The sequence below is a fragment of the Bdellovibrio bacteriovorus genome (genome assembly GCF_025558485.1).
Classification (GTDB): domain Bacteria; phylum Bdellovibrionota; class Bdellovibrionia; order Bdellovibrionales; family Bdellovibrionaceae; genus Bdellovibrio; species Bdellovibrio bacteriovorus_G.
Genome location: NZ_CP102930.1, coordinates 2,356,462 through 2,376,122 on the forward strand (window position 1 = coordinate 2,356,462; position 19,661 = coordinate 2,376,122).

General features: G+C 49.0%; 24 protein-coding genes. 9 read left to right on the forward strand and 15 right to left on the reverse strand.

Annotated features, from left to right (window positions below; all coding sequences use genetic code 11):
- The first annotated feature begins 59 nt into the window (after positions 1-59).
- Genes EZJ49_RS11580 through murI form a run of 3 tightly spaced genes read left to right on the forward strand, consistent with a single transcriptional unit; the run spans position 60 to position 2,584 of the window.
- A complete protein-coding gene (locus EZJ49_RS11580; RefSeq protein WP_262552304.1) occupies positions 60-740 on the forward strand; it encodes a hypothetical protein in 681 nt (226 codons plus the stop codon).
- On the forward strand, positions 724-1,773 hold the full coding sequence (locus EZJ49_RS11585; protein ID WP_262552305.1) for a guanosine monophosphate reductase: 1,050 nt from the start codon (positions 724-726) through the stop codon (positions 1,771-1,773). Before EZJ49_RS11580 ends, EZJ49_RS11585 begins: the two co-directional genes overlap by 17 nt.
- Positions 1,774-1,777: 4 nt before the next feature.
- Positions 1,778-2,584 (forward strand): glutamate racemase, encoded by an 807-nt coding sequence (gene murI, locus EZJ49_RS11590; RefSeq protein WP_262552306.1) that lies wholly within the window; start codon positions 1,778-1,780, stop codon positions 2,582-2,584.
- A gap of 3 nt (positions 2,585-2,587) precedes the next feature.
- Here murI and lysA read toward each other — a convergent pair whose 3' ends face one another.
- Positions 2,588-3,763, reverse strand: a complete 1,176-nt coding sequence (gene lysA / locus EZJ49_RS11595; protein WP_262552307.1) for a diaminopimelate decarboxylase — start codon at positions 3,761-3,763, stop codon at positions 2,588-2,590.
- Between the two features lie 44 nt (positions 3,764-3,807).
- Between lysA and EZJ49_RS11600 the strand changes: the two genes are divergently transcribed.
- Both EZJ49_RS11600 and EZJ49_RS11605 read left to right on the forward strand, forming a co-directional pair.
- Complete coding sequence (locus EZJ49_RS11600) at positions 3,808-4,455, forward strand: succinylglutamate desuccinylase/aspartoacylase family protein (protein ID WP_262552308.1); 648 nt, start codon at positions 3,808-3,810, stop codon at positions 4,453-4,455.
- Positions 4,456-4,479: 24 nt separating this feature from the next.
- Complete coding sequence (locus EZJ49_RS11605; protein WP_262552309.1) at positions 4,480-5,301, forward strand: 2,3,4,5-tetrahydropyridine-2,6-dicarboxylate N-succinyltransferase; 822 nt, start codon at positions 4,480-4,482, stop codon at positions 5,299-5,301.
- A gap of 10 nt (positions 5,302-5,311) precedes the next feature.
- Here EZJ49_RS11605 and EZJ49_RS11610 read toward each other — a convergent pair whose 3' ends face one another.
- The 8 genes from EZJ49_RS11610 to EZJ49_RS11645 form a co-directional block, all read right to left on the reverse strand.
- Positions 5,312-6,562: an FtsX-like permease family protein gene (locus EZJ49_RS11610; RefSeq protein ID WP_262552310.1), complete on the reverse strand. Its 1,251-nt coding sequence runs from the start codon at positions 6,560-6,562 to the stop codon at positions 5,312-5,314.
- A 41-nt stretch (positions 6,563-6,603) separates the two neighbouring features.
- A complete protein-coding gene (locus EZJ49_RS11615) occupies positions 6,604-7,407 on the reverse strand; it encodes a substrate-binding periplasmic protein (protein ID WP_262552311.1) in 804 nt (267 codons plus the stop codon).
- A gap of 116 nt (positions 7,408-7,523) precedes the next feature.
- Entirely contained in the window at positions 7,524-8,474 is a 951-nt protein-coding gene (locus EZJ49_RS11620) for an MlaD family protein (RefSeq protein WP_262552312.1), read from the reverse strand.
- A complete protein-coding gene (locus EZJ49_RS11625) occupies positions 8,471-9,181 on the reverse strand; it encodes a cell division ATP-binding protein FtsE (protein WP_262552313.1) in 711 nt (236 codons plus the stop codon). Before EZJ49_RS11625 ends, EZJ49_RS11620 begins: the two co-directional genes overlap by 4 nt.
- The gene (locus EZJ49_RS11630) at positions 9,181-10,005 is read right to left on the reverse strand and encodes an MlaE family ABC transporter permease (protein WP_262552314.1); all 825 of its coding nucleotides are present in this window, start codon (positions 10,003-10,005) and stop codon (positions 9,181-9,183) included. Before EZJ49_RS11630 ends, EZJ49_RS11625 begins: the two co-directional genes overlap by 1 nt.
- Positions 10,006-10,076: 71 nt before the next feature.
- On the reverse strand, positions 10,077-10,652 hold the full coding sequence (locus tag EZJ49_RS11635) for a YdcF family protein (protein ID WP_262552315.1): 576 nt from the start codon (positions 10,650-10,652) through the stop codon (positions 10,077-10,079).
- Entirely contained in the window at positions 10,639-11,016 is a 378-nt protein-coding gene (locus EZJ49_RS11640) for a RidA family protein (protein WP_262552316.1), read from the reverse strand. The genes EZJ49_RS11635 and EZJ49_RS11640 overlap by 14 nt, the downstream gene beginning before the upstream one ends.
- 24 nt (positions 11,017-11,040) lie before the next feature.
- The gene (locus tag EZJ49_RS11645; RefSeq protein WP_262552317.1) at positions 11,041-11,529 is read right to left on the reverse strand and encodes an organic solvent tolerance protein; all 489 of its coding nucleotides are present in this window, start codon (positions 11,527-11,529) and stop codon (positions 11,041-11,043) included.
- A 135-nt stretch (positions 11,530-11,664) separates the two neighbouring features.
- Here EZJ49_RS11645 and EZJ49_RS11650 point away from each other — a divergent pair, with 135 nt between their 5' ends.
- The gene (locus EZJ49_RS11650) at positions 11,665-12,297 is read left to right on the forward strand and encodes a murein L,D-transpeptidase family protein (RefSeq protein WP_262552318.1); all 633 of its coding nucleotides are present in this window, start codon (positions 11,665-11,667) and stop codon (positions 12,295-12,297) included.
- Positions 12,298-12,345: 48 nt separating this feature from the next.
- Here the strand turns inward: EZJ49_RS11650 and EZJ49_RS11655 are convergent, their stop codons facing one another.
- Complete coding sequence (locus tag EZJ49_RS11655) at positions 12,346-13,701, reverse strand: HD domain-containing protein (protein ID WP_262552319.1); 1,356 nt, start codon at positions 13,699-13,701, stop codon at positions 12,346-12,348.
- 143 nt (positions 13,702-13,844) lie between these two features.
- Between EZJ49_RS11655 and EZJ49_RS11660 the strand changes: the two genes are divergently transcribed.
- Positions 13,845-14,486, forward strand: a complete 642-nt coding sequence (locus tag EZJ49_RS11660) for a chalcone isomerase family protein (RefSeq protein ID WP_262552320.1) — start codon at positions 13,845-13,847, stop codon at positions 14,484-14,486.
- A 6-nt stretch (positions 14,487-14,492) separates the two neighbouring features.
- Complete coding sequence (locus EZJ49_RS11665; RefSeq protein ID WP_262552321.1) at positions 14,493-15,104, forward strand: NADPH-dependent FMN reductase; 612 nt, start codon at positions 14,493-14,495, stop codon at positions 15,102-15,104.
- 82 nt (positions 15,105-15,186) lie between these two features.
- On the opposite strand, the gene EZJ49_RS11670 is transcribed toward EZJ49_RS11665, so the two are convergent.
- The 3 genes from EZJ49_RS11670 to EZJ49_RS11680 all read right to left on the reverse strand — a co-directional run bounded on the left by EZJ49_RS11670 (position 15,187) and on the right by EZJ49_RS11680 (position 17,561).
- Positions 15,187-15,603, reverse strand: a complete 417-nt coding sequence (locus EZJ49_RS11670) for a DMT family transporter (RefSeq protein ID WP_262552322.1) — start codon at positions 15,601-15,603, stop codon at positions 15,187-15,189.
- Between the two features lie 648 nt (positions 15,604-16,251).
- Positions 16,252-17,046, reverse strand: a complete 795-nt coding sequence (locus EZJ49_RS11675; RefSeq protein WP_262552323.1) for an SH3 domain-containing protein — start codon at positions 17,044-17,046, stop codon at positions 16,252-16,254.
- Between the two features lie 185 nt (positions 17,047-17,231).
- Positions 17,232-17,561, reverse strand: a complete 330-nt coding sequence (locus tag EZJ49_RS11680) for a DUF1904 domain-containing protein (protein ID WP_262552324.1) — start codon at positions 17,559-17,561, stop codon at positions 17,232-17,234.
- Positions 17,562-17,706: 145 nt separating this feature from the next.
- On the opposite strand from EZJ49_RS11680, the gene EZJ49_RS11685 reads away from it, so the two are divergent.
- The gene (locus EZJ49_RS11685) at positions 17,707-18,801 is read left to right on the forward strand and encodes an OmpA family protein (protein WP_262552325.1); all 1,095 of its coding nucleotides are present in this window, start codon (positions 17,707-17,709) and stop codon (positions 18,799-18,801) included.
- Between the two features lie 58 nt (positions 18,802-18,859).
- On the opposite strand, the gene EZJ49_RS11690 is transcribed toward EZJ49_RS11685, so the two are convergent.
- Positions 18,860-19,171 carry a hypothetical protein gene (locus tag EZJ49_RS11690; protein ID WP_262552326.1) on the reverse strand — a complete coding sequence of 104 codons (312 nt, stop codon included), beginning with the start codon at positions 19,169-19,171 and terminating at the stop codon, positions 18,860-18,862.
- Positions 19,168-19,656, reverse strand: coding sequence for an RNA polymerase sigma factor (locus EZJ49_RS11695; protein ID WP_262552327.1), 489 nt, complete (start codon positions 19,654-19,656; stop codon positions 19,168-19,170). Before EZJ49_RS11695 ends, EZJ49_RS11690 begins: the two co-directional genes overlap by 4 nt.
- Between the last annotated feature and the right edge of the window lie 5 nt (positions 19,657-19,661).

Sequence of the window (19,661 nt, forward strand, 5' to 3'; positions counted from 1 at the left end):
TCTGTTTCTTGGCAAGAGTCCGCTTGACTCCCCAGCCCTTTAAGGCTCTAAATACTTAAGTGAATTTTTTTGCCGAGAACCTGAAGGTCTTTAAAAAAGTTTTCTTGCCCCTGTTCGCCCTGGTCGTCCTGTCGAACAACATAGATCAATACCTAAATCTGAAGATGGAAAATGCCCTGCGCGACCCTCTGGGTGTGCAAAGTAATGTCATATATTATGGCTTCTTTTCGATCCTCAGCAGCATCTTCTTCCCGGTGCTCTTAATCAGTGTCGCTCTTTTCGCTTTTGCCAATCTGGAAAGCCTGCAAAAAAGCCTTCAGGACTTCTGGGCCCGCTATTTAAACCAAATGTATATTGAAACCTTAAGGTCCTGGGGAAAGACGCTGTTGTGGTCGTTACTTTTGATTCTGCCGGGAGTCTGGAAATATATCGAGTACACCATGGTGCCTCTTGTGGTGACTTCGTCCAAGGACTACGATGACGGTCGCGTGGACGCGCTGAAGGGGTCTGCTCAAGTGGTGCGTCGTCATTGGTTTAAAGTCCTGGCGATTTTGATCGTGTTCCATCTGTTGATTCCGGGTGTGCTGACAACATTGTTTGATGCTTATCGCCTGATTTGGAAAACTCCGATGCAAAGCCTGGCCTTGTCGGCTTTGGACACCTATCTGCTTTTGTTCTCAACTCAGATCCTGTTTAATATTTTTAGAAGTGAGGTAAAGCGACATGACGCTCATGTTTAACTGGAAAGACATCAAAAACAGAGGCAAGGGACTTACTTTCGACGACGTGCTGATCATCCCGGCCCGCTCTGACGTGCGTTCTCGCCGCGATCCCCATCTGACTTCCAAAATCACCAAAAACTTCTCTATCGAAACCCCTATTGTCAGCGCCAACATGGACATGGTCACCGAATACGACATGGCCTTTGCCATGAACCAGTTGGGTGGCTTGGGAATTCTTCACCGCTTCCTGTCCATCGAAGAACAAGCCGAGCAAGCCCGCCGTCTGAAAGAAAACGGTGTAAAGATTATTTCTGGCAGCGTCGGCGTGGGCGAAGAATTCAAAACCCGCTCCAAAGCCCTGGTGGATGCCGGAGTGAACATTATCACTATCGACATCGCGCATGGCCACTCTGTGCAGATGATGGAAACCATGAAATGGTTGAAAGACCAATACCCACAGGTCGATCTGATTGCAGGGAACATGGCAACACCCGATGCCGCTCGTGATCTGATCGAAGCCGGTGCTGATGCCATCAAGGTGGGTATCGGTCCGGGCTCCATGTGCACCACTCGTATTATCACTGGCTGTGGCGTTCCACAGTTGACTGCGATTGCTCTGTGCGCGGAAATCGGTGAATCCTATGGCGTTCCCGTCATTGCCGACGGTGGCATTCGCACTTCCGGTGATATGGTCAAGGCCTTTGCGGCCGGCGCCAGCACTGTGATGTTGGGTAGCATGCTTTCCGGCACGATTGAAACTCCGGGTGAAATCAAAAATGGCAAAAAGCAATACCGTGGCATGGCATCCCGCTCCGCTCAGGATTCCTGGCGCGGAGGCGTTCCAGAGGGCATGGCTCCCGAGGGTGAATCCACTCAGGTCAGTGTTAAGGGACACGTTAAAGATGTCATTCTGGAAGTCACTGGCGGCATCCGCAGCGGCATGAGCTACATCAACGCGACCAGCATTGCTGAAATTAAAGACAAAGCCCTCTTTATGGAAATGTCTTCCAATGGTATTTCTGAATCTCGCGCACATGGAGTGAAAAACTAAGACGATGGCGGATCAGGATTCTCGACCTATAGGTGTCTTTGACTCAGGGATTGGCGGACTGACAGTTCTGAAGGAACTGGCGTTGCAATTCCCGCAAGAGAGCTTTCTCTATGTCGGAGACACGGCTCGCCTGCCCTATGGTTCCAAATCCCCCCAAACGATTCGCAAGTACTCTGAACAGATCATTCAGTTTTTAGAAAAACAAAATGTGAAGGCCATCGTGATTGCGTGTAACACGGCCTCCAGTCAGGTCTCTGAAAAAGAGATCGATGGCATTCCCATTTACAATGTGATCGAACCCGGTTCGCAACGGGCGCTGGAACTTTCCGGTGGAAAACGCATCGGCGTTCTGGCCACACGTGCCACCGTCAACAGCCAGGCCTATACCCATAAAATTCACGCCATCGACCCATCAGCCCAAGTCTTTGATCAGGCCTGCCCGCTGTTTGTTCCGTTGGCGGAAGAAGGCTGGGATTCTGATCCGGTGACAAACCTGATTGTCTTCCGTTACCTAAGCCCTTTGCTGCAACAACATATCGACACTTTAATTTTGGGCTGCACTCACTATCCTATTTTGAAAAACTCCATCGCACGAGTCACAGGAAGTTCAATTGAACTGGTCGATTCCGGAGAAGCCATTGCCCGCTGGCTGTCACGCGATATGCAAAGTGGACGGTTGGGGAAAAATCAAAGCGGTGAATCCCGCAAAATCAACATCATGACCACGGATTCGTCTGCACACTTCACTGAAATGGCACAAAGAATTCTGAAACCCGCCAAAGCCGACGCGTTCTCTGTTGTGGATGTTTAATTTCTAAATACAAACTTCCAGCGGAAGTTCCTGAAGATTGTAGATGCTGGCCATCGAATACCCGTACGCCCCGGAATCCATGATCGCCAGGAAATCACCTTCTTGCACAGTCGTCAAAGATCGCTCTTTGGCAAAAAAGTCCGAGGACTCACAAATCGGTCCGACAACATCAACCACCGCCGCCGCAGGGCCCTTCTTCAGCGGCTCAATACGATGACTGGCCTCATACAAGGACGGACGTATCAAATGGTTCATTCCCGCATCGACAATCACAAAAGTCTTCGCCGATGTTTCCTTGATGTACTGAACTTGAGTGATCAAAGCCCCGCAATGAGCCACCAGCCAACGCCCGGGTTCTGACTGCAACTCACAGTTCAAATCGGCCAGGGTCCTCAGTGTGATCTCGGCATACTGACGCAACAGAGACTCCTCCAATTCCAGATCCGCACGATCATAGAAAATTCCAAGCCCACCGCCAAAATCGAATTTTTTCAGATCCGGAAACTCTTTCTTAAGTTGCAGAAAAACTTTTTTCAGACGCTGCAGGGCTTCCTCATATCCCGAGAACTCCAGCATCTGTGACCCCAGATGTAAGCTCACACCGACCAAAGAAATCGAGTCAGTAAAGCTTTTCAGGCAATCCACCAATGCTGGCACCAACGACAGTTCCATTCCGAACTTATTGTCCTTCAAGCCCGTCGCAATATAGGGGTGTGTTTTAATATCCACATCCGGATTCAGACGCAAAGCCACCGCGGCCTTCTTTCCCATTTCGCGCGCGATCTTTCCGATGCGCTCCAACTCCGGCAGGCTTTCCACATTGATCTGATAAATACCCAGCTTCAAGGCTTCACTGATTTCAAACTTGGTTTTTCCAACACCACTATAAACAATATCCTGAGGCTGAAAACCACATTCCAAAGCCCGTTTGATTTCCCCTAAAGAAACCACATCCGCCCCAGCCCCCAGGGATTTGAGTTTTTGCAGAACACCCGGATTTGAATTGGCTTTCATGGCATAGAAAAGGCGAACCCCTTTCAAAGCCGCAGCCATGGCATTGAATCTTTGCGCGATAAAATCCAGATCATAAACATAGATCGGACGCATATAGTTTGCCACAAGGGGCAAAAGCGGCTTTTTTAACGGGCCAAGACACAATTCATTATTGATGTATTCCACAAAAACCTCGTGCTAAGATGATGGCCCAAGAAGGATACTTTGTCATGAAAACTTCCATTTTTACTTACACTTCCAAAGGTCTTCCGGTCCCGGCTTATCACTTTGACAATGGCGGCCCTGAAGTGCTGATTCTGGGCGGTGTCCATGGCGACGAAGTTGAAGGCGTCATCGCAGCACAAGAGCTTTTGAAGCACTTTATGCAAGCCTTCCCTTACAAACTGAATCTGACTCTGGTCCCGCAGTTTAATCTTGAAGGCGTCATCTTCAAAACCCGTGGCAATGGCAATGGTGTGGATCTGAATCGCAACCTGCCCACGAAAGACTGGTCTCCGGAAGTCAAAACGCCGCGCTATCATCCGGGGCCTTTTGCCGGAAGTGAAAAAGAAAATCACGGCCTGATGACTTATCTGGATCAGAAAAAACCGATCTATGTTCTTTCCCTGCATTCCTGGCATCCGGTCTTGAACGTAAATGGCGATTGCCGCAAGGTCGCAGAAGTGCTGGCGCAAATGACAGGTTATAAGATTGACGACGATATTGGTTACCCGACTCCGGGCTGTCTGGGAACGTATTCCGGTCTGGAAAGAAACTGCCCGACGCTGACTTACGAAATCGAACGCGGCCTGTCCGCGGAAAAGATCATCGAGATTCACGTCCCGGCGATCCTGGAATCCCTAAAAGTATTGGAATAGTTTTTAAATAGAAAGAGAGACCCCATGCAACAAGAAGTCATCCAGATTTTTGCTGATGTTCAAGGCGGAAAAAGCATTGATCAACTGAGCACTCAGGAATTGAAAGCTGTTTTTGAAACTATCGAAGGCCTGGATGCCGGTCGCCTGCGCGTCTGCCAAAAACAGGACGGTCAATGGATCACCAATGAATGGATCAAAAAAGCCATCCTGCTTTATTTCCGCATTCAAAAAATGGATGCGATGTCTGCGGGGGATCTGGCCTTCTATGATAAAATTCCCACCAAACAGTGGAGCGAAGAGGACGGCGTTCGCGTGGTTCCTCCAGCCGTAGCCCGCAAAGGTTGCTTCATCGAAAAAGGCGCGATCCTGATGCCTTCTTACGTGAACATCGGTGCGTATGTGGGTTCCGGTACGATGGTGGACACTTGGGCCACAGTGGGTTCCTGCGCACAGATCGGCAAAAACGTGCATCTTTCCGGAGGCGTGGGTATCGGCGGCGTTCTGGAACCTATCCAGGCTTCTCCGGTCATTGTTGAAGACAATGCCTTTATTGGCAGCCGTTGTATCGTGGTTGAAGGTGCTGTGATTGAAGAAGGCGCTGTCCTGGGCGCGGGCGTGACGATCACTGCCAGCACCAAGATCATTGATGTGACAGGCTCAGCTCCAGTGGAATACAAAGGCCGCGTTCCTGCAAATTCAGTTGTGATCCCGGGAACTCAGATGAAAGAATTTGCAGCTGGTAACTATGGCGTGCCATGCGCTTTGATCATCGGTAAACGCAAAGCCAGCACAGATCTTAAAACATCTTTGACAGACGCTCTTCGTGACCATCAGGTCAGCGTTTAGTTTTTAAAAATTATCTCATTCGCAAAGCATCGGACGGCTGCACTTCGGCAGCCGTTCTTGCTGGAATATAAGATCCCCACCACGCAATCAGCGCACTGACCGCCAGAACCCCAAGCACCAGCCAGAAATCCACCAGCGCCGGAATGGAAGAATCATAGTAAATATCCGAAGGCAAAAACTTGATCGGATTGTACTGGATATACAAACTGATGCCCGTTCCTAAAATAGTTCCGGTCACCACACCGATCGACGCCAGGAAAAACCCGATCTGGGTAAACGTCATCACCGTCTGACGAGCCGAAAAACCAATAGCGCGCAAAATTGCAATATCCCGTTTTTTCTGTGACAACAGCAGAGCCAGCACGCTCATGATGGAACTGGCTGCGATCATTCCTGCCAGCCCGAGGAAAATTCCAATGGTCAGCTTTTCCAGCTTCAGGGCATAAAGCAAAGCTGAATTGCGATCCATCCACGTTTCCACACTGACGCCTTCAAACTTCGCCAGATCATCGCGAACAGACAAAACATCTTTTTCGTTGTGTAACCAGACCTCTATACCGCTCTTGCGCATCCCCTCACCAACCAGGGCATTTAACGCCTCACCCCTTTGATAATAGATGTACTGGCTATCCAGGTCCGGCAGACTGGTGGTGACAATACGTTTAATGCGCACCCGTTCAAACTTAGGTGTTTCTCCCGGAGGCAACAACAAACCCGACGGAGACACCACTGTCAGGAAATCCCCTTCAAAAACCCCCAGTGATTGCGCCAGATCCACGCCAACCACAACTTCACCCTGCCCAGGCACATCCTGTGGGTCCCAGAAATAAGCTGGAGAGCTGCGATCCCCGCTCTTGCGATCTGACTTTTGCAGTTGTTCAATAAAGTGCTCAAGACTTTCGCGAGTCACACCCCGCGCAATTCCACCACGGAACTGCCCATCCTGACTGCGGATAATGACATCCATGGATTCATAAACATAAGCGCGATTTTCAGGGTTTTCCTTCAGGCGCTGAAAGACCGGATGACTTTCAAGCCCTTGTGATGTTCCCACACCCGCAACTTGAACATACAAATGCGGTTCCAGCCCCAAGATGCGCTGACGAATGCTACCATTCATACCGTTCATCACAAACAGCACCACCAAAAAGGCCGTCACACTGATAGAAATTCCCACCATCGAAAGCCACGCAATACGGCGCACCAGCGCCCCGGCTCGTTTGGAAAAAATAAAATGACGGAATAGATGCCCAACCAGCATCCTAGAATCATAAGGCGGCTGGGAAGCCGCACACAAGCATGTTAGTGAGTTTTTTCTGTGGTTTTAAACATGGCGGCAAGCTTTTCTCCGACATAACTCTGTACAATCCGATCGTATTCACCGCTTTCGCGCATTTTCCCCAGTTCCAGTTCAAAAGCACTGCGCATTTTCTGATCCCCAAAGGCCACAGATGTGGATTTTGGGTCCGGGAAAATCGAAAAAGTCTCTACATCTCGCAGAACATCAGCATCGGATGCCTGAGTCATGCGAAACCAGCCAAAAATATAGCGATCCATAATCAGCACATCAATCTTATCTTCCCAGAAGGCCCGGAACTGCTCGTCCTGTTTGGAAAACTCTTTATAGTTCCGCACAGGCTCCCCGGAAATACGCGGAGAGTACTGGCGATGAAAATCCCGCCCCAGACTGTCCCCGGCATTCACCCAGGCTCCGACTCTCAAGCCGTTCATGTCCTTGACAGATTTTAATTGGATTTTTTTCGACTTCAAAACCACCGCGACATTTTCAAATTTCACCAGAGGCTTGCTGTAAAAGCGCGCACCATCGCTTGAAAACGGCGCTCCGATCACCACATCAAAATTTTTCCCGTGTTTGGCTTCCGCCTCGATACGATAAGGTGACAGGGCTTCGGCTTTAAGCTTGTACCCCAAACGGGTCAACACTTCGCGAGTCAGATCAATCTCGATCCCGCGCAGCTGTCCTTTTTCCGTGAAAACATAGGGTGGACGCCCCCGAGTAAAGGCCACAGACACCATCTTGCCGCTTTCAGCCCAGACAGATGAACCACAACACAGCAATGCGACGATCTGAAACAACAGACGCATAGTGATTTTTCCCCTTGCCCTTACGAGCATAAGTCTTATCGTGCCGTCCAGAGTATTGCTAAAGAGTAATTAAATTATTTTGATGAGTTGTAATGCGTCCCGGAGTGGGACGCTTCTTACTTCTGACTGGCAGGAACTCGTTCCTGTTCTTCTTCTTTAACTTCTTTCACACTGCTTCGCATGAAGAAGCTTTTTTGCATGGCTTTCAGCACCACCACTGTCTCATTCAGAGCCTGCACCAGACGCACACTGGCCCCGGGAAGTTCACCTTCAACCTCTTTCACCGCAGGTCCCAAAGCGCGGGTCATCACTGCCAGATTCTGAGTCATCACAGCAAGATCCTTGGCCATGGCAGGGTTGGCTTCATTCAACTCCGGCAGAATTTTATTAATCTCACGCGTGGTCACGGCAAGATTTCCCACCAGCTTCTGAACTCCATCATCATGCGTGGCCTGCTTGGAAAGCTTGATCACTTCCATGGACATGGTGTTCAGATTCTTCACCAGAGGGTCCATACGGTCGATCACCCGCACCAAACTTTCGGCCCGGCTTTTGTCGGCAAATGCATCGACCAGAACCTGCACGCTCTCTAAAATTCCACCCAGTTTACTTAAGTACGAATTCAGATGTTTACCACTCATCAGCGTCATCAGATCCACCGTCTCCAGGGACTTAATGGCGCTGAGATCAGGGATCACATCATATTCCTCACCACCCACGGTCAGCTCCAGAACACGCTCCCCGATAATAAACGGACGAATCAACTGCACAGTGCTGTTTTCGCGCACACGGTTTTGGAATTTCCCCAGAACATAGAAGCTGACCCGAATACGGTTGTCGCTTTCCAGCTCCACAGTTTCCACTTCCCCGGCCCGCAAGCCCGCCATCTGCACCAAAGTTCCCTGATGGATACCATCGGCGTTTTCAAAAGTTGTTGTGTAGCGCACCTTGGGCTCAAACCACCCCTGCTTGATCGCCGCACTGACCCCTGTCAGGATCACCCCACAGATAGCCAGCATCACGAACAAGCCCGCCACTCTTTCAAACTTGTTGAATTTTACTTTCATAGGTGAACAACTCTTTTCTCAGGGTCCACTGCCTGGAAGTACAATTGGCCTTCATCCAGGTGAATGATCTGATAGTTGAAAAGATTCATAAACTTTTCATCGTAAGAGCTGATGAAAACATGTTTCAGCCAGCCTTCCTTGCGCAAGCGATGAATATGATCTGCAAAAATATAAACACTGTCCTGCCCCAGCCCCACGCTCGGATCATCCAGCAACAACACTTCCGGCTGCATCACCACGGCACGCATCAGACATGTCAGTTTGCGAATACGGCCCGGCACATGCGCCGGCCTTTCCTGGGCAAATTTCTCGATGCCAAATTCCTTGATCATCGCCTCCACGCGAGCTTTCGACTCTTCTGGCGTTAAAACCTTATGATATAAAAGTGGCAGCATTAAATTATCATACAAAGTGCGATTGTTAATCAGTCCGCCGTAATCAAAGGAATAACCGATCTTCAAACGATATGGCAAAAACTCCTCAAAGGACATGTCCACGACATTTTCACCGTTAATCAGATACTTCCCGGATTGCGGGATCTGTAAGCCCGCCAGAATCTGCAACAAAGAACTTTTGCCGGCACCTTCTTCAGCCTTCACCCATAGAATTTCATTCATGGGAAAATCGAATTCCACATTCTGTACAATAGGCTCCTGCCCTTCATGAGTAAAAGACACGCCTTCAAATTTAAGACTTTCGATTTTCATCAGACCACCCCTAAACTGCGAAGTTGATTTAGATAAAACAAAGCTGTAACAATCAGATTAAAGACAACCACAAAGATGATGCTATTCACCACCGCCTGGGTCGTCACTTGCGGCACCTCGTGTGGACTGCGCTTCACGGACAGGCCCTGATAGCAGCACACCACAAAGATAATCATTCCGCTGAATCCATTCTTTAAAAGGAAAATAAGCACGTCCTCTTTGGCAAAAGCCCGCATCAAGGAATCCGTGTAAAATGCCAGCGGCAGATCCTGAATAAAACGCGTCACCAGGAAGCCGCCGATCAGGGCGATGAAGTTGAAATAAAACGCCAGCCCCAGAACGCTGATAATCCCGCCCAAAACCCGCGGGAAAACGATAAAACTCAGCGGGTTGATCCCCATGCTTTCCAACGCTTCAATTTCGCGATTGGCGCGCATGTTCCCGACTTCCGAAGCCACGGCTGTTCCTGAACGCGCGATCACCACCAGTGCCACCAACAGCGGCCCGGCTTCCCGCACGATCATCACGATCAGGAAGTTCCCGATCATCTGGGTTCCCCCCAGCATGGAAAGATTAGAGACAGATTGTAAAAGAATGATCGCCCCGGTTCCCAAAGCCAGAACCGAAATCAGCGGCAAAGCCTGCCAGCCTGTGAAATAGATTTGTGCCGAAATAACGCCGACGATCTGACGGAACCCCTGAGTGCGGTCCATGATCGTGGCACGAAGAGAAAGATAGACCATCAGGAGAACACGCGCCGTGTACTCCACATTTTTTGTTACCGATCTTCCTAGCGAGTCTATATGCGCCAGTAAAGAAGTCATGATCCACCCTCGATTTCTAGGGTCTTTATCGGATCAAAACAAGAAAAGGATCTTAAGTCGAAGGTCTGGTTTTAGTAAGCCCAGAGAGAGTAAAAGAAGGATTTCAGGGCCTCAAACCCCGACTCCCAGACAGAGGATTCAAAACGTCCGCCGATAATGGCGTGCTTTTCGATATAAATGTTTTCCGGGAAAGTGGCCCGGAACGTCCGATAAGAGCGATACATATGCAAACGGGATGTCACCAGTAAAATATCCCGGCACTTCAAGGCCTCCACAATCGGAAGACTCTGCTGTGCATTTCCGTAGGTGGTTTCAGAACGACGGTCCAGCACCACATCGTTTTCACTTAAGCTGCCGTAAAAAGGCCACACCGGCATGATCTCGCGCAAACGCGCATTGGAATACACGCCGGAAATAACCAGCTTCTTGACGTTCTGATTGGCCAGAAGGTCAAACCCCTCCCGCACCCGTCCTGCGCCACCGGTTAAAACGACAGCACAGTCAGCGGTTGGGGTCTTGATCCATGACTGAATTTTCTCGCCCTGCACTTTGTGATACTCATCCACAAAGCGATAAAGCACCACTCCACTTAGCAGAAGCAGTGCCCAGAAAGAGCGGGATTTCAGCAGGGACTTAGCGATGCGCAATGACTTCGATCTCCACGTTTACACCTTTAGGCAAACCCGCCACAGCCACAGTCGAACGTGCTGGAGGAGCTTCCGTGAACGCCTTGGCATAGGTCTCGTTCACCACGGCAAAGTCTGACATGCTGGTCAGGAAGATCGTGGTTTTCACGATATTACCGTACTTCATGCCTGCTGCTGCCAGAACCGCCTCGATGTTTTTCAAAACCATCTCAGTTTGAGTTTTAACGTCACCAGTGAAAACTTCATTGGTTTTCGGGTCGATGGAAATCTGACCGGAACAGAACAGGAAATCACCCATTTGAACCGCTTGCGAATACGGACCAACTGCTTTAGGTGCATTGTCTGTGTGAATAACTTTTTTCATAAGTGTTTCTCCTTAAAGAGCTTTTTAGAAATAGAAAATAATACCGGCACTGAACGGGCTGTCAGCAATGGTTCTGAAACGAACGTTGTCCATGGAAACAACACCCACACCACCTTCAAAAGTGAACGCCAGGGAATCCAGACCTGTGAAGAAGAACTCACCACCGAACAAAGCATTCAGTTCAAAGCCGGATTCTTTATTGCCAGCGATTTCTTCATTCAAAACGCCCACAGAACCGCCCATATAGAAGTTCATATTGTCTTCTTTGAAAACCACGCGGCGAATACCCGCATTGAACGCGAACTTGGAATAATCTTTCTGAGTATCAACACCCAAACCACCCGCCAAAGCCATGTCCGGCGCGAAGTAATAAGTCGCTGCCAGTTGTGGCAGATTCAAGGCGGAATGACTTTTCACCCCCACACCCAAACGGTTGGTCAACTCTTTCGCCTGACCTTGAACGGTGAATCCTACTGTCATCAAGCACAAGGCCAACGCCATCTTTTTAAGCACTTTTCTCTCCTCTGTTTTTGGGATTTTTTAGCCCTTTTATTAAAGGCAAAACCTGCAACCGGGGCAAAGGATTTTACTTCTTACAAAGGGTGTCAATTCCTTGCGCCACTTTGTCTTTCGTGGGAAATGGAGGGCATGAAACTCTTGTGCTGCGTTCTGATGTCTTTCTTTGCTTTTTCTGAAGCCCGTGCTGTCGTCTATGGAGACCACTGGGTGGCATTAAGTCCGGAAGAAAAAGAAATGCTGGAAATCGGCCTCGAAGAATCCCCACTTCCCAGCTACTGCCCCCGCCTGACAGAGTTCGCCGCCAAAGCCCGCTGGGATCGTCCGGCCCTTGATGCCGAAGCGGACCTGATTCTGGTTGATAAGAAGCGCCGCCTGATCCATCTGATGCGTCAGGAGCAGATCCTTGCCACTTACACTATGGCATTGGGTGGCAATCCGATGGGTCACAAAAAGAAAGAAGGCGACGAAAAGACTCCGGAAGGTCGCTATATCTTTGAGGTTAAAAATCTAAAAAGTGAGTATCACTTAAGCCTGGGCATTAACTACCCCAACCGCAAAGACAAAGCCGAAGCCCATAAAAATGGCATCAAAGATCCCGGTGACAGCATTATGATCCACGGCCTTCCAAATAACTGGGTCAAACGCAAACTGATCCGTCATCCTCGTGATTGGACCAAAGGATGCATGGCTGTCACCAACTCTGAGATTGAAGAAATTTTTGCCCGAATGCCCTTGGGTGGATTGATCGAAATCTGCCCTTAAGCAGAAGGTCAGACCCTTAAAGCCGGCAAGCTCTCTTCCTGACTCCAGCTAAATGAGAGACTCTGCAATGGCCGCTAAAAAATCGGCGGAAAAGACATCCGCCTTTTGATTTTCCTTCTCCCAAAGTTTTTCCTTTAAGAAACGGAACCCCACCCCGGTTTCCTGCATCGTGGTCAGAACGGCCTGATCGATTTTTTCAGCAAACATCAAAATCTGAGCTTCCACCGGCAGCTTATCGGCAGGGACCTGGTTGGGAAACCCTTTGCCGTCAGCCTGCTCATGGGTGCAGACCATCACGGTTTTAATTTCTTCACTGACCGGCACCCCTTTGGCCAGACAGCGATTCAGGGATAGTACAGGGTGATAGCCAAAAGCCTGCGGCAGATCCGAGCTGTCCCCCAGCGTTCCACCCTCGCCCAACAAGTAGGCGCGACTGAGTTTTTCCTCGACATCAAACAACCCCACATCCGTCAGCAAACCCGCCATCAGGACTACAACGGGGTTCCCCTGCCCACTGCGTTTGGAAATCAAGGCTGCATACACAGCAATCCACGGTGCCCGCCACAAACAATAGAAGTCCCCGGTTAATGACTCGCGGAAAAGATCCCAAAGCTCCTCTGCACTTTCAAAAACTTTCAACAGTTCCTCGCCCGCCTTCTGCAGGGATTCATAGGCCTGCGCAAAACTTTCCTGCGAGGATGATTTAAAATCAAAAAGTAAAATTTCATTCAGACTCAAGGACGCCTGATAAAGCACCAGAAACTGCGCCCGTGCCCGCATTCTCATGCCTTTGCCGGAAGTGTCATAGTAGTTGGCAACGTACTGGGCATATTTATCGCTGTCTTTTTGCAGGATATAAACGCCACCGGCTGCGGAAACACGCTGATAACGATCATCAGACAGGACAGATTTGGAATGTGTCACCGCCACATAACGTTGATTCAAAGACAACCGAATGAACACCGGAAAGCTTACGGACGTCATAGGGAAAAGATCACTGATTTTTATATCGAAATACTGCGCCCGACAGCGATGCAGACAAAGGTATTCAAACTTCAGCGTCTGAAAAAACTCCGCCTGCGAAAGCGGCGTCACGCGATTATTGACTGTGCCCGCCAGATTTTCACGCGAAGAAGACGGCGCCATCACCGTCACCAGACGGGAACGCGGAAGTGCGTGCAAAACCTGATCGACCCGCGCCGCAAAATCCTGCAAGGACTCACTGTCCTGCTGATCAAGCAGCACCAACTGCGCACGCATCAGCTCAGAAGGGACACCTTTTTCCAACTCAGAGAACGCCAGATGCTGAAATGTCAGGAAGTAACGGGACACGATGTTTTTGGCGCGATTCAAAATCCTTTCATTCCCGGAAAGGATCAGAAGCTCCAGCTTTTGTCTGAACATGGGAGGTGGCATTTTGGTATCTAACATCGCGTATTTAGAAGCTTAATGTACTGAAGTTCCGCCTGCCAACAAAACTTTTACGGGTTGACAATTCCCCCCCCTCCAACCAATCCTATCTGGACTATATCGAGAAAGGATCATCCATGAAGCACCTTATCGCAGGACTTGCCACCCTTCTTTTGTCCGTACACGCCTCCGCAGCTCTTCTGACTCCTGAGGGCAGCGGTGAAAAAATTGAAAAAGTCACTCTGTCCAATACCGCCACAGCTCAAGTGGCCGATGAATCCGTAAAACTGACTTCCGTGGGCGCAGGTTTGCGCGCAAAAAAAGTTGTCTTCGTTAACGTGAAAGTTTACGTCGGCCAGCTTTTCGTCAGCAATACTGAAAGCTTCAAAAAATCAGACGCGGAAGCTCTGGGCTCCCTGAAAGATCAGCAAGCCGTGGCCATCCAACTGCACTTCCTGCGTGACGTGGATGCGGACAATGTTCAGAAGTCCTTCAAAGAGGCCTTGAAGGCCAATAACATCAGTCTGGAAGATGCCGCAGTAAAACAGTTCCTGGATTCCGTTTCTCAGGGGGGCGAAGCCAAAGACGGCAAAGCGCTGACGATTCTGGGGGCAAAACTGAAAGATGGCTCTGAGTCCATTTTCTATGAAACCACAGCCGGCAACGTTTCCGAAATCAAAGGCCCGGCAGGCTTTATCGAAAAAGTCTTCGCTATTTGGCTGGGTAAACCATCTGATGATGGTGTTGCGAACCTGAAAAAATCCATTCTGAAAAAGTAGTCCCCAATGAAAGTATTTCTTTTTGCAGCGTCTCTTCGCCAGGGGTCCTACAACAAAAAATTGATTCGCATCGCCGCAGAACATGTGCGCGGCCTGCCGTTTTGCGAAGTGGACCTGTGTGAGTTCAATGATTTCCCGATGCCGATGTATGATGGGGATCTGGAATCCTCTAAGGGCATTCCGGAAGGCGTGCAAAAGCTGGCTCAGAAAATTCAGATGGCCGATGCCATTATTATCTCCAGCCCTGAATACAATGGCAGTATCCCCGGAACGCTTAAGAACGCTCTGGATTGGGTTTCCCGTATCAAGCCACTTCCAGTGGCAAAGAAACAGTTTCTTTTGATCGGAGCCTCGCCAGGAGCTTTAGGTGGCATTCGCGGTAACATTCACGCCCGCACACCTTTTCATATTCTTGGGACATATCTTTATCCGGAATACTTCGGCCTTGCGAAGGCGGACACTGCCTTTGACGACAAAGAACAGCTACTGGACCCCAAGCAGGATGAACGCCTGAAAGGCCTTCTGACAGAGTTTCTGCATTATGCTTCACGCAAGGAAACACCGTTTGAAACTCTAAGTGAATTTGTGGAAGAAAAAATCCAAACTCCGAAAAAATAGTCAAAGGAGAGGCTTGCACCTCTCCTTTGCATTTGATCCTTTTACAGCCAGCGATTTGCTTTGTTCGATTATCCGTAACGGATTAACCAGCATTGCGAGGTTGATCTGAATGAGCTGTTGAAACAGCGGCAGGAATGGCTGGAATATTCGCTTCCACTTTAGCCACTTGCTCTTCTGTTTTTTTGCCATCCCCCAGATTCAGCATAACAACCCCCAGAATAATCAGGGATGTTGCCAATACTTTCTGAAGTGGCAGAGGCTCATTGAAAATAACCAAGCCCAGGAACGCCATAAGCGCCGTTCCCACGCCCGCCCAGATGGCATAGACGTTACTTACTGGAAGATACTTCAAGGCTACAGTGAGGCTTATAAAGCAGATTCCATGACATGCTACTGTGAGCACGGATGGGAGCACCTTTGTAAACCCCTCTGAGTACTTCATCGTGATCGTTCCAAAAACCTCAAAGATAATTGCTGCTGCAAGATACACGTATGCCATAAGACACCCTGTCGCATCTCGACCCTTTCTTTTGTCTATTCAATTTTGTTTCCCCGTGCTCGGGTGAATCCCCGAGAGATCTTTTTTTGAATCAGTCGACAAAAAAGACTTAAAAAGCGAACAGGAGAAAGCTCCTGTATTTGATATAACTAGGATACCACAGCCCTTTCAAAAAAGCTCTCACGACTCGACCTCAATGAGATTACTCAGTATATTCCAATGCTTAAGCCTGAGACACGGCGAATATTTTTAGTCAAAATTTTGTTTGATCACACGTAATCGTGTTTATAGATATTCTATTTTTGAAACAAAAAAGGACCTTCCTAGGTCCCTACAGTCTGTCTCCGATTGATTTGAAAAAACAAAGAAAGATCCAAACCAGAGCTTCAACAAGTATGCTGGAGACGGTTTTCATAAACTTCAGACAACAATAACAAGTAGGATTTTGTCGATCAGCCAACTTGCCCGGCGGCAATCATTTCACCGCAAGGCCTCTGCAAATCAGTGTGGGCCCTCCTGTTGAGAGTGCACTGGCAGGAGGTACCTTTTACCTCAGATAGATAAGAGATTTTCATCAGAACGCTGAAAACAAAAAAACCCGACTTACTTTCATAAGTCGGGTTCGAGTAAAAAAGAGCTGGCGTCGTGCTAAACTATTTCGATAACTCCATCAGTTACTCGTACTCGTAGCCCAACTCCTATACCGTCAGTAACTCCTACACAATCGGCACCGTGAATGGAGGATTTGCCCTGGTCATTTCTAACGGACCATTTTCTTGCACCCATGTACAAGCTCATGCTGTCTGTCACCGCACCTGGGATGTCTTTCAGGGACTGACCCGGAGTGTACCAGCGTGGATAGAAGCCTTTACCATCCTGATAGAACTTCACCCATTCGGAGATACGAGAGTGACCCACCCACGTTTTGTAGGCATTCGGATCATTCTTGTCACCTTCCTCAGGACGACCGACAACGGTGTCTGTTTCCATAACCATCTTATGCGCGCAACCCGGAGAAGTCGTGCAACGCTCATAGATACGGGTTTTTTCTGTCGCGATATTCTGAATCACGAAATAACGTGACGTCGGCAAAGTGATCTGTTTGTCACTTAGATAGTCCTTGGACACGTAGAACTCCGCAGCCACATAAGCAGAAACAGTGGAAGAACTGATGATCTTCACCTGCACCAGTGGAGACGCTTCATTTAATACGTCATAGATTTCAACAACATCATTGCGGTTCAACTTGCCAACCACGTTATTCGCCGTGGTCGAGTTACTGGATCTGACATTCAGCGTGTCAGCAGAAATGTAGTACTGTTTTCCCACGATCAACTGACCTTTGCTCACCACTTGTGCGGCAGGGACCTGTGCCCCGGCAAAGCTGCCAGTCAATACACTCATAAGTACGGCCGTCGCGGCCCCAACTAAAGAAGCTTTCATGTCATCTCCATTCGTTTGCACCAGCCAGTAAAGCAAGAAGCATGTTACAGAGATGGCATCTTCAGAATGAATATAACCGGGGACTATCTACCCCCCTATGAAAGAAATACCTGACGAAGCTCAATGAAGGCACTTTTGGTTTCCGCAAAGAGCTGTCCAATCTTTTGACACTTCTTATGGGAGACCTAGAAATGACTGCCGTTTTCGTAATAGGCTTCTTTGGCCAGAACCTGGAAAACAACCACCACATCCTCATAAGATCCCAGCTGCTTCAGCTGACGGGTGATAATTCCCGCACATTCATTCTGAATCTCTTGAGAACGGGCAAACCAAAGAACCTCTATAAAAGGATATGATTCGGTCGTCGTTCCGGCACTAAAAAAATGGGTGGCCACCAGCTCAAAGGTAAAATTGTCCGGGGATGTGTTCATGGCAGGCGCCAGCTCAGCAGGCAGGGTTTGGCTTAACTTTTGGACTTGCTCTTTGTTAACGGCGCGAAATCTTACATGTGGCATTCGACAACTATAGGGTAATTCACCCTACTTTGGATATATCCAATTCCATTTATCTCGACAAAATCCCCCTGTTCTTCCTCCAAAAAATTGACCCCTGAAGCACAAGGTCAATACTGGAGGCGTTCAATAAAAAAGGAGAAGACTTATGAAAACGATCATTCTTACAGCTTTGCTTAGTGTCGGCCTGACGGCACAGGCCAATCAAGACTCAGCAACAACGAGTGCATTGGAATTCTCCAAAGAGGAAGCACAAGTGGCTCCCCGTGGAGTTCTGCCTTTCCTGGGACTGGGTGGTGGTTATACAGGTTATGACACCAACGGCGCCGCAGAAGGGACCCCATCCACACTCAAATTATTAGGTTCATGGTATTTAGAAAGCCCCTGGGTTATGGACCTGGGTTATGGCGTGAACAACCAGCAGTTTTCTCAAGCCAGTGGCAGTCAGGAGACCGCCATCACTGACGGAGCTTTGGAATTTGCAGCCCGCTATAGATTCGACAGCCGTTGGCAACTCGGTGTGGTTGCCAATCAGCTCTATAATCAAGGTGAAAACTATCTGGCGGATCAGGCCGATGCTCACTTCGTGGGCCTGCAACTGCTCCGAGAGTTTAACATGACGCCAAGCTGGCTGGCTCGTCTGGGTCTGCGTGCGCAGTCCCTGACCAACAATACCGATGGTCTGGTGAACATGTATCTTATCGATCTGCAAATCGGCTGGAACCCTGGCGCGTATAAAACATCCGTGCGTTCAACAGCAGCCACAGAACCAACACAACCGGAAGAGCCTATGTATCAACCCGCAGCAGAGCCTGCCCGCCCTGTCGCAATTATGGAAGCCCCGGAATCCGCACTTAGAGATGTCAATATGAACATGATCGCTGGCGCTGGCAGTGCCATTCAGTTCCGCTCTTCGCAATATGCGATCTCTGGAGCTGATCAGCGCAAACTGTCCCAGGTGGCCAAAGTACTGAACGAGAATCCGGATCTGGTTGAAAAAGTTGAGGTTCACGGTTTTGCCGATGCTTCCGGCTCTGAAGAGACCAATCAAAGAATCTCTCAAGCCCGTGCGGACTCTGTTAAATCCATTATTGAAAGAAATGGTTTCACCAATGTTGAAGCCGTTGGTAAAGGTGCGACAGATTCCACAGGCATCAAAGCCCAGGATCGCAGAGCAGAATTGATTTTCATTGGTGTGAGAGACGAAGATGCTCTAAGAAGAGCGCTTTCAGAAATCCGCTAATTAAAAAGAAAAAATACAATCCACTAAATGACGCGATTCCGGCTGGATTCGCGTCATTTTACTTTTCTGCAAACATCATGATCATTTCCTGATCAAAGTCCGAATCCACTTCTTTGGCAAAATCCTGCCATTCCTGATACAGATAATCCTCTTCCCCTGAAATCTCTGGCACCGTCACTGGACGCGGATTGCCGATCATCACCACCAAAGCCAATGAAGCTGTCAAGAGCGGCACCAGAACCAGCCAGGCCCCTCGGCGTTTGCGTTTTTTATCTTCTATCTTACGCCAAATTGCGGACTCTTCCCCCAAAGGACTAGGCGGAACCGGAGCGGCATTATCTTTCAGAAAATTCTTAAAATCGTCGCTCATAATTTGACTCCTTTCCTTACCAAAAGATCATTCATTCTTTGTCGGGCTGTGTTCAGCCGGGATTTCACAGTTCCCTCTGGAATTTCCAGAGCCAAAGAAATATCCTTAAGAGACTGTTCTTCCAGATAAAATAAAATCACCACCACGCGCAACTCCGCCTCCAAAGATCGCAACACCAGTTCCACCAGCTCACGATTGGATACATCCTGTTCCAGACGCTCTTCCAGCTCCTCGGGTGGCAAGCCCACTGTGCCTTTGTTCCTGCGCAGATAATCCACAGCACAGTTGTAGGCGATTCGATACAGCCAGGTGGACGCTTCACTATCCCCGCGGAACCGATGACGGTTTTCCCAGGCCTTCAGAAAAGATTCCTGAGTCAGATCATTCAAAGCCACTTCTCCGGCCAAACGGAAAAGAAGACCCCGCACTTTCGCGGCGTGGGTCTTGTAGAACTCTGAAAACTGATCTGCCTCGTGAAAACTCACAAAAA

Excerpts from the sequence above, each read along its gene's own strand:
- EZJ49_RS11585 (WP_262552305.1), top strand. The coding sequence starts at position 724 with ATGACGCTCATGTTTAACTGGAAAGACATCAAAAACAGAGGCAAGGGA.
- murI (WP_262552306.1), top strand. The coding sequence starts at position 1,778 with ATGGCGGATCAGGATTCTCGACCTATAGGTGTCTTTGACTCAGGGATT.
- EZJ49_RS11600 (WP_262552308.1), top strand. The coding sequence starts at position 3,808 with ATGAAAACTTCCATTTTTACTTACACTTCCAAAGGTCTTCCGGTCCCG.
- EZJ49_RS11605 (WP_262552309.1), top strand. The coding sequence starts at position 4,480 with ATGCAACAAGAAGTCATCCAGATTTTTGCTGATGTTCAAGGCGGAAAA.
- EZJ49_RS11610 (WP_262552310.1), bottom strand. The coding sequence starts at position 6,562 with ATGCTGGTTGGGCATCTATTCCGTCATTTTATTTTTTCCAAACGAGCC.
- EZJ49_RS11615 (WP_262552311.1), bottom strand. The coding sequence starts at position 7,407 with ATGCGTCTGTTGTTTCAGATCGTCGCATTGCTGTGTTGTGGTTCATCT.
- EZJ49_RS11620 (WP_262552312.1), bottom strand. The coding sequence starts at position 8,474 with ATGAAAGTAAAATTCAACAAGTTTGAAAGAGTGGCGGGCTTGTTCGTG.
- EZJ49_RS11625 (WP_262552313.1), bottom strand. The coding sequence starts at position 9,181 with ATGAAAATCGAAAGTCTTAAATTTGAAGGCGTGTCTTTTACTCATGAA.
- EZJ49_RS11630 (WP_262552314.1), bottom strand. The coding sequence starts at position 10,005 with ATGACTTCTTTACTGGCGCATATAGACTCGCTAGGAAGATCGGTAACA.
- EZJ49_RS11640 (WP_262552316.1), bottom strand. The coding sequence starts at position 11,016 with ATGAAAAAAGTTATTCACACAGACAATGCACCTAAAGCAGTTGGTCCG.
- EZJ49_RS11650 (WP_262552318.1), top strand. The coding sequence starts at position 11,665 with ATGAAACTCTTGTGCTGCGTTCTGATGTCTTTCTTTGCTTTTTCTGAA.
- EZJ49_RS11655 (WP_262552319.1), bottom strand. The coding sequence starts at position 13,701 with ATGTTCAGACAAAAGCTGGAGCTTCTGATCCTTTCCGGGAATGAAAGG.
- EZJ49_RS11660 (WP_262552320.1), top strand. The coding sequence starts at position 13,845 with ATGAAGCACCTTATCGCAGGACTTGCCACCCTTCTTTTGTCCGTACAC.
- EZJ49_RS11665 (WP_262552321.1), top strand. The coding sequence starts at position 14,493 with ATGAAAGTATTTCTTTTTGCAGCGTCTCTTCGCCAGGGGTCCTACAAC.
- EZJ49_RS11670 (WP_262552322.1), bottom strand. The coding sequence starts at position 15,603 with ATGGCATACGTGTATCTTGCAGCAGCAATTATCTTTGAGGTTTTTGGA.
- EZJ49_RS11675 (WP_262552323.1), bottom strand. The coding sequence starts at position 17,046 with ATGAAAGCTTCTTTAGTTGGGGCCGCGACGGCCGTACTTATGAGTGTA.
- EZJ49_RS11680 (WP_262552324.1), bottom strand. The coding sequence starts at position 17,561 with ATGCCACATGTAAGATTTCGCGCCGTTAACAAAGAGCAAGTCCAAAAG.
- EZJ49_RS11685 (WP_262552325.1), top strand. The coding sequence starts at position 17,707 with ATGAAAACGATCATTCTTACAGCTTTGCTTAGTGTCGGCCTGACGGCA.
- EZJ49_RS11690 (WP_262552326.1), bottom strand. The coding sequence starts at position 19,171 with ATGAGCGACGATTTTAAGAATTTTCTGAAAGATAATGCCGCTCCGGTT.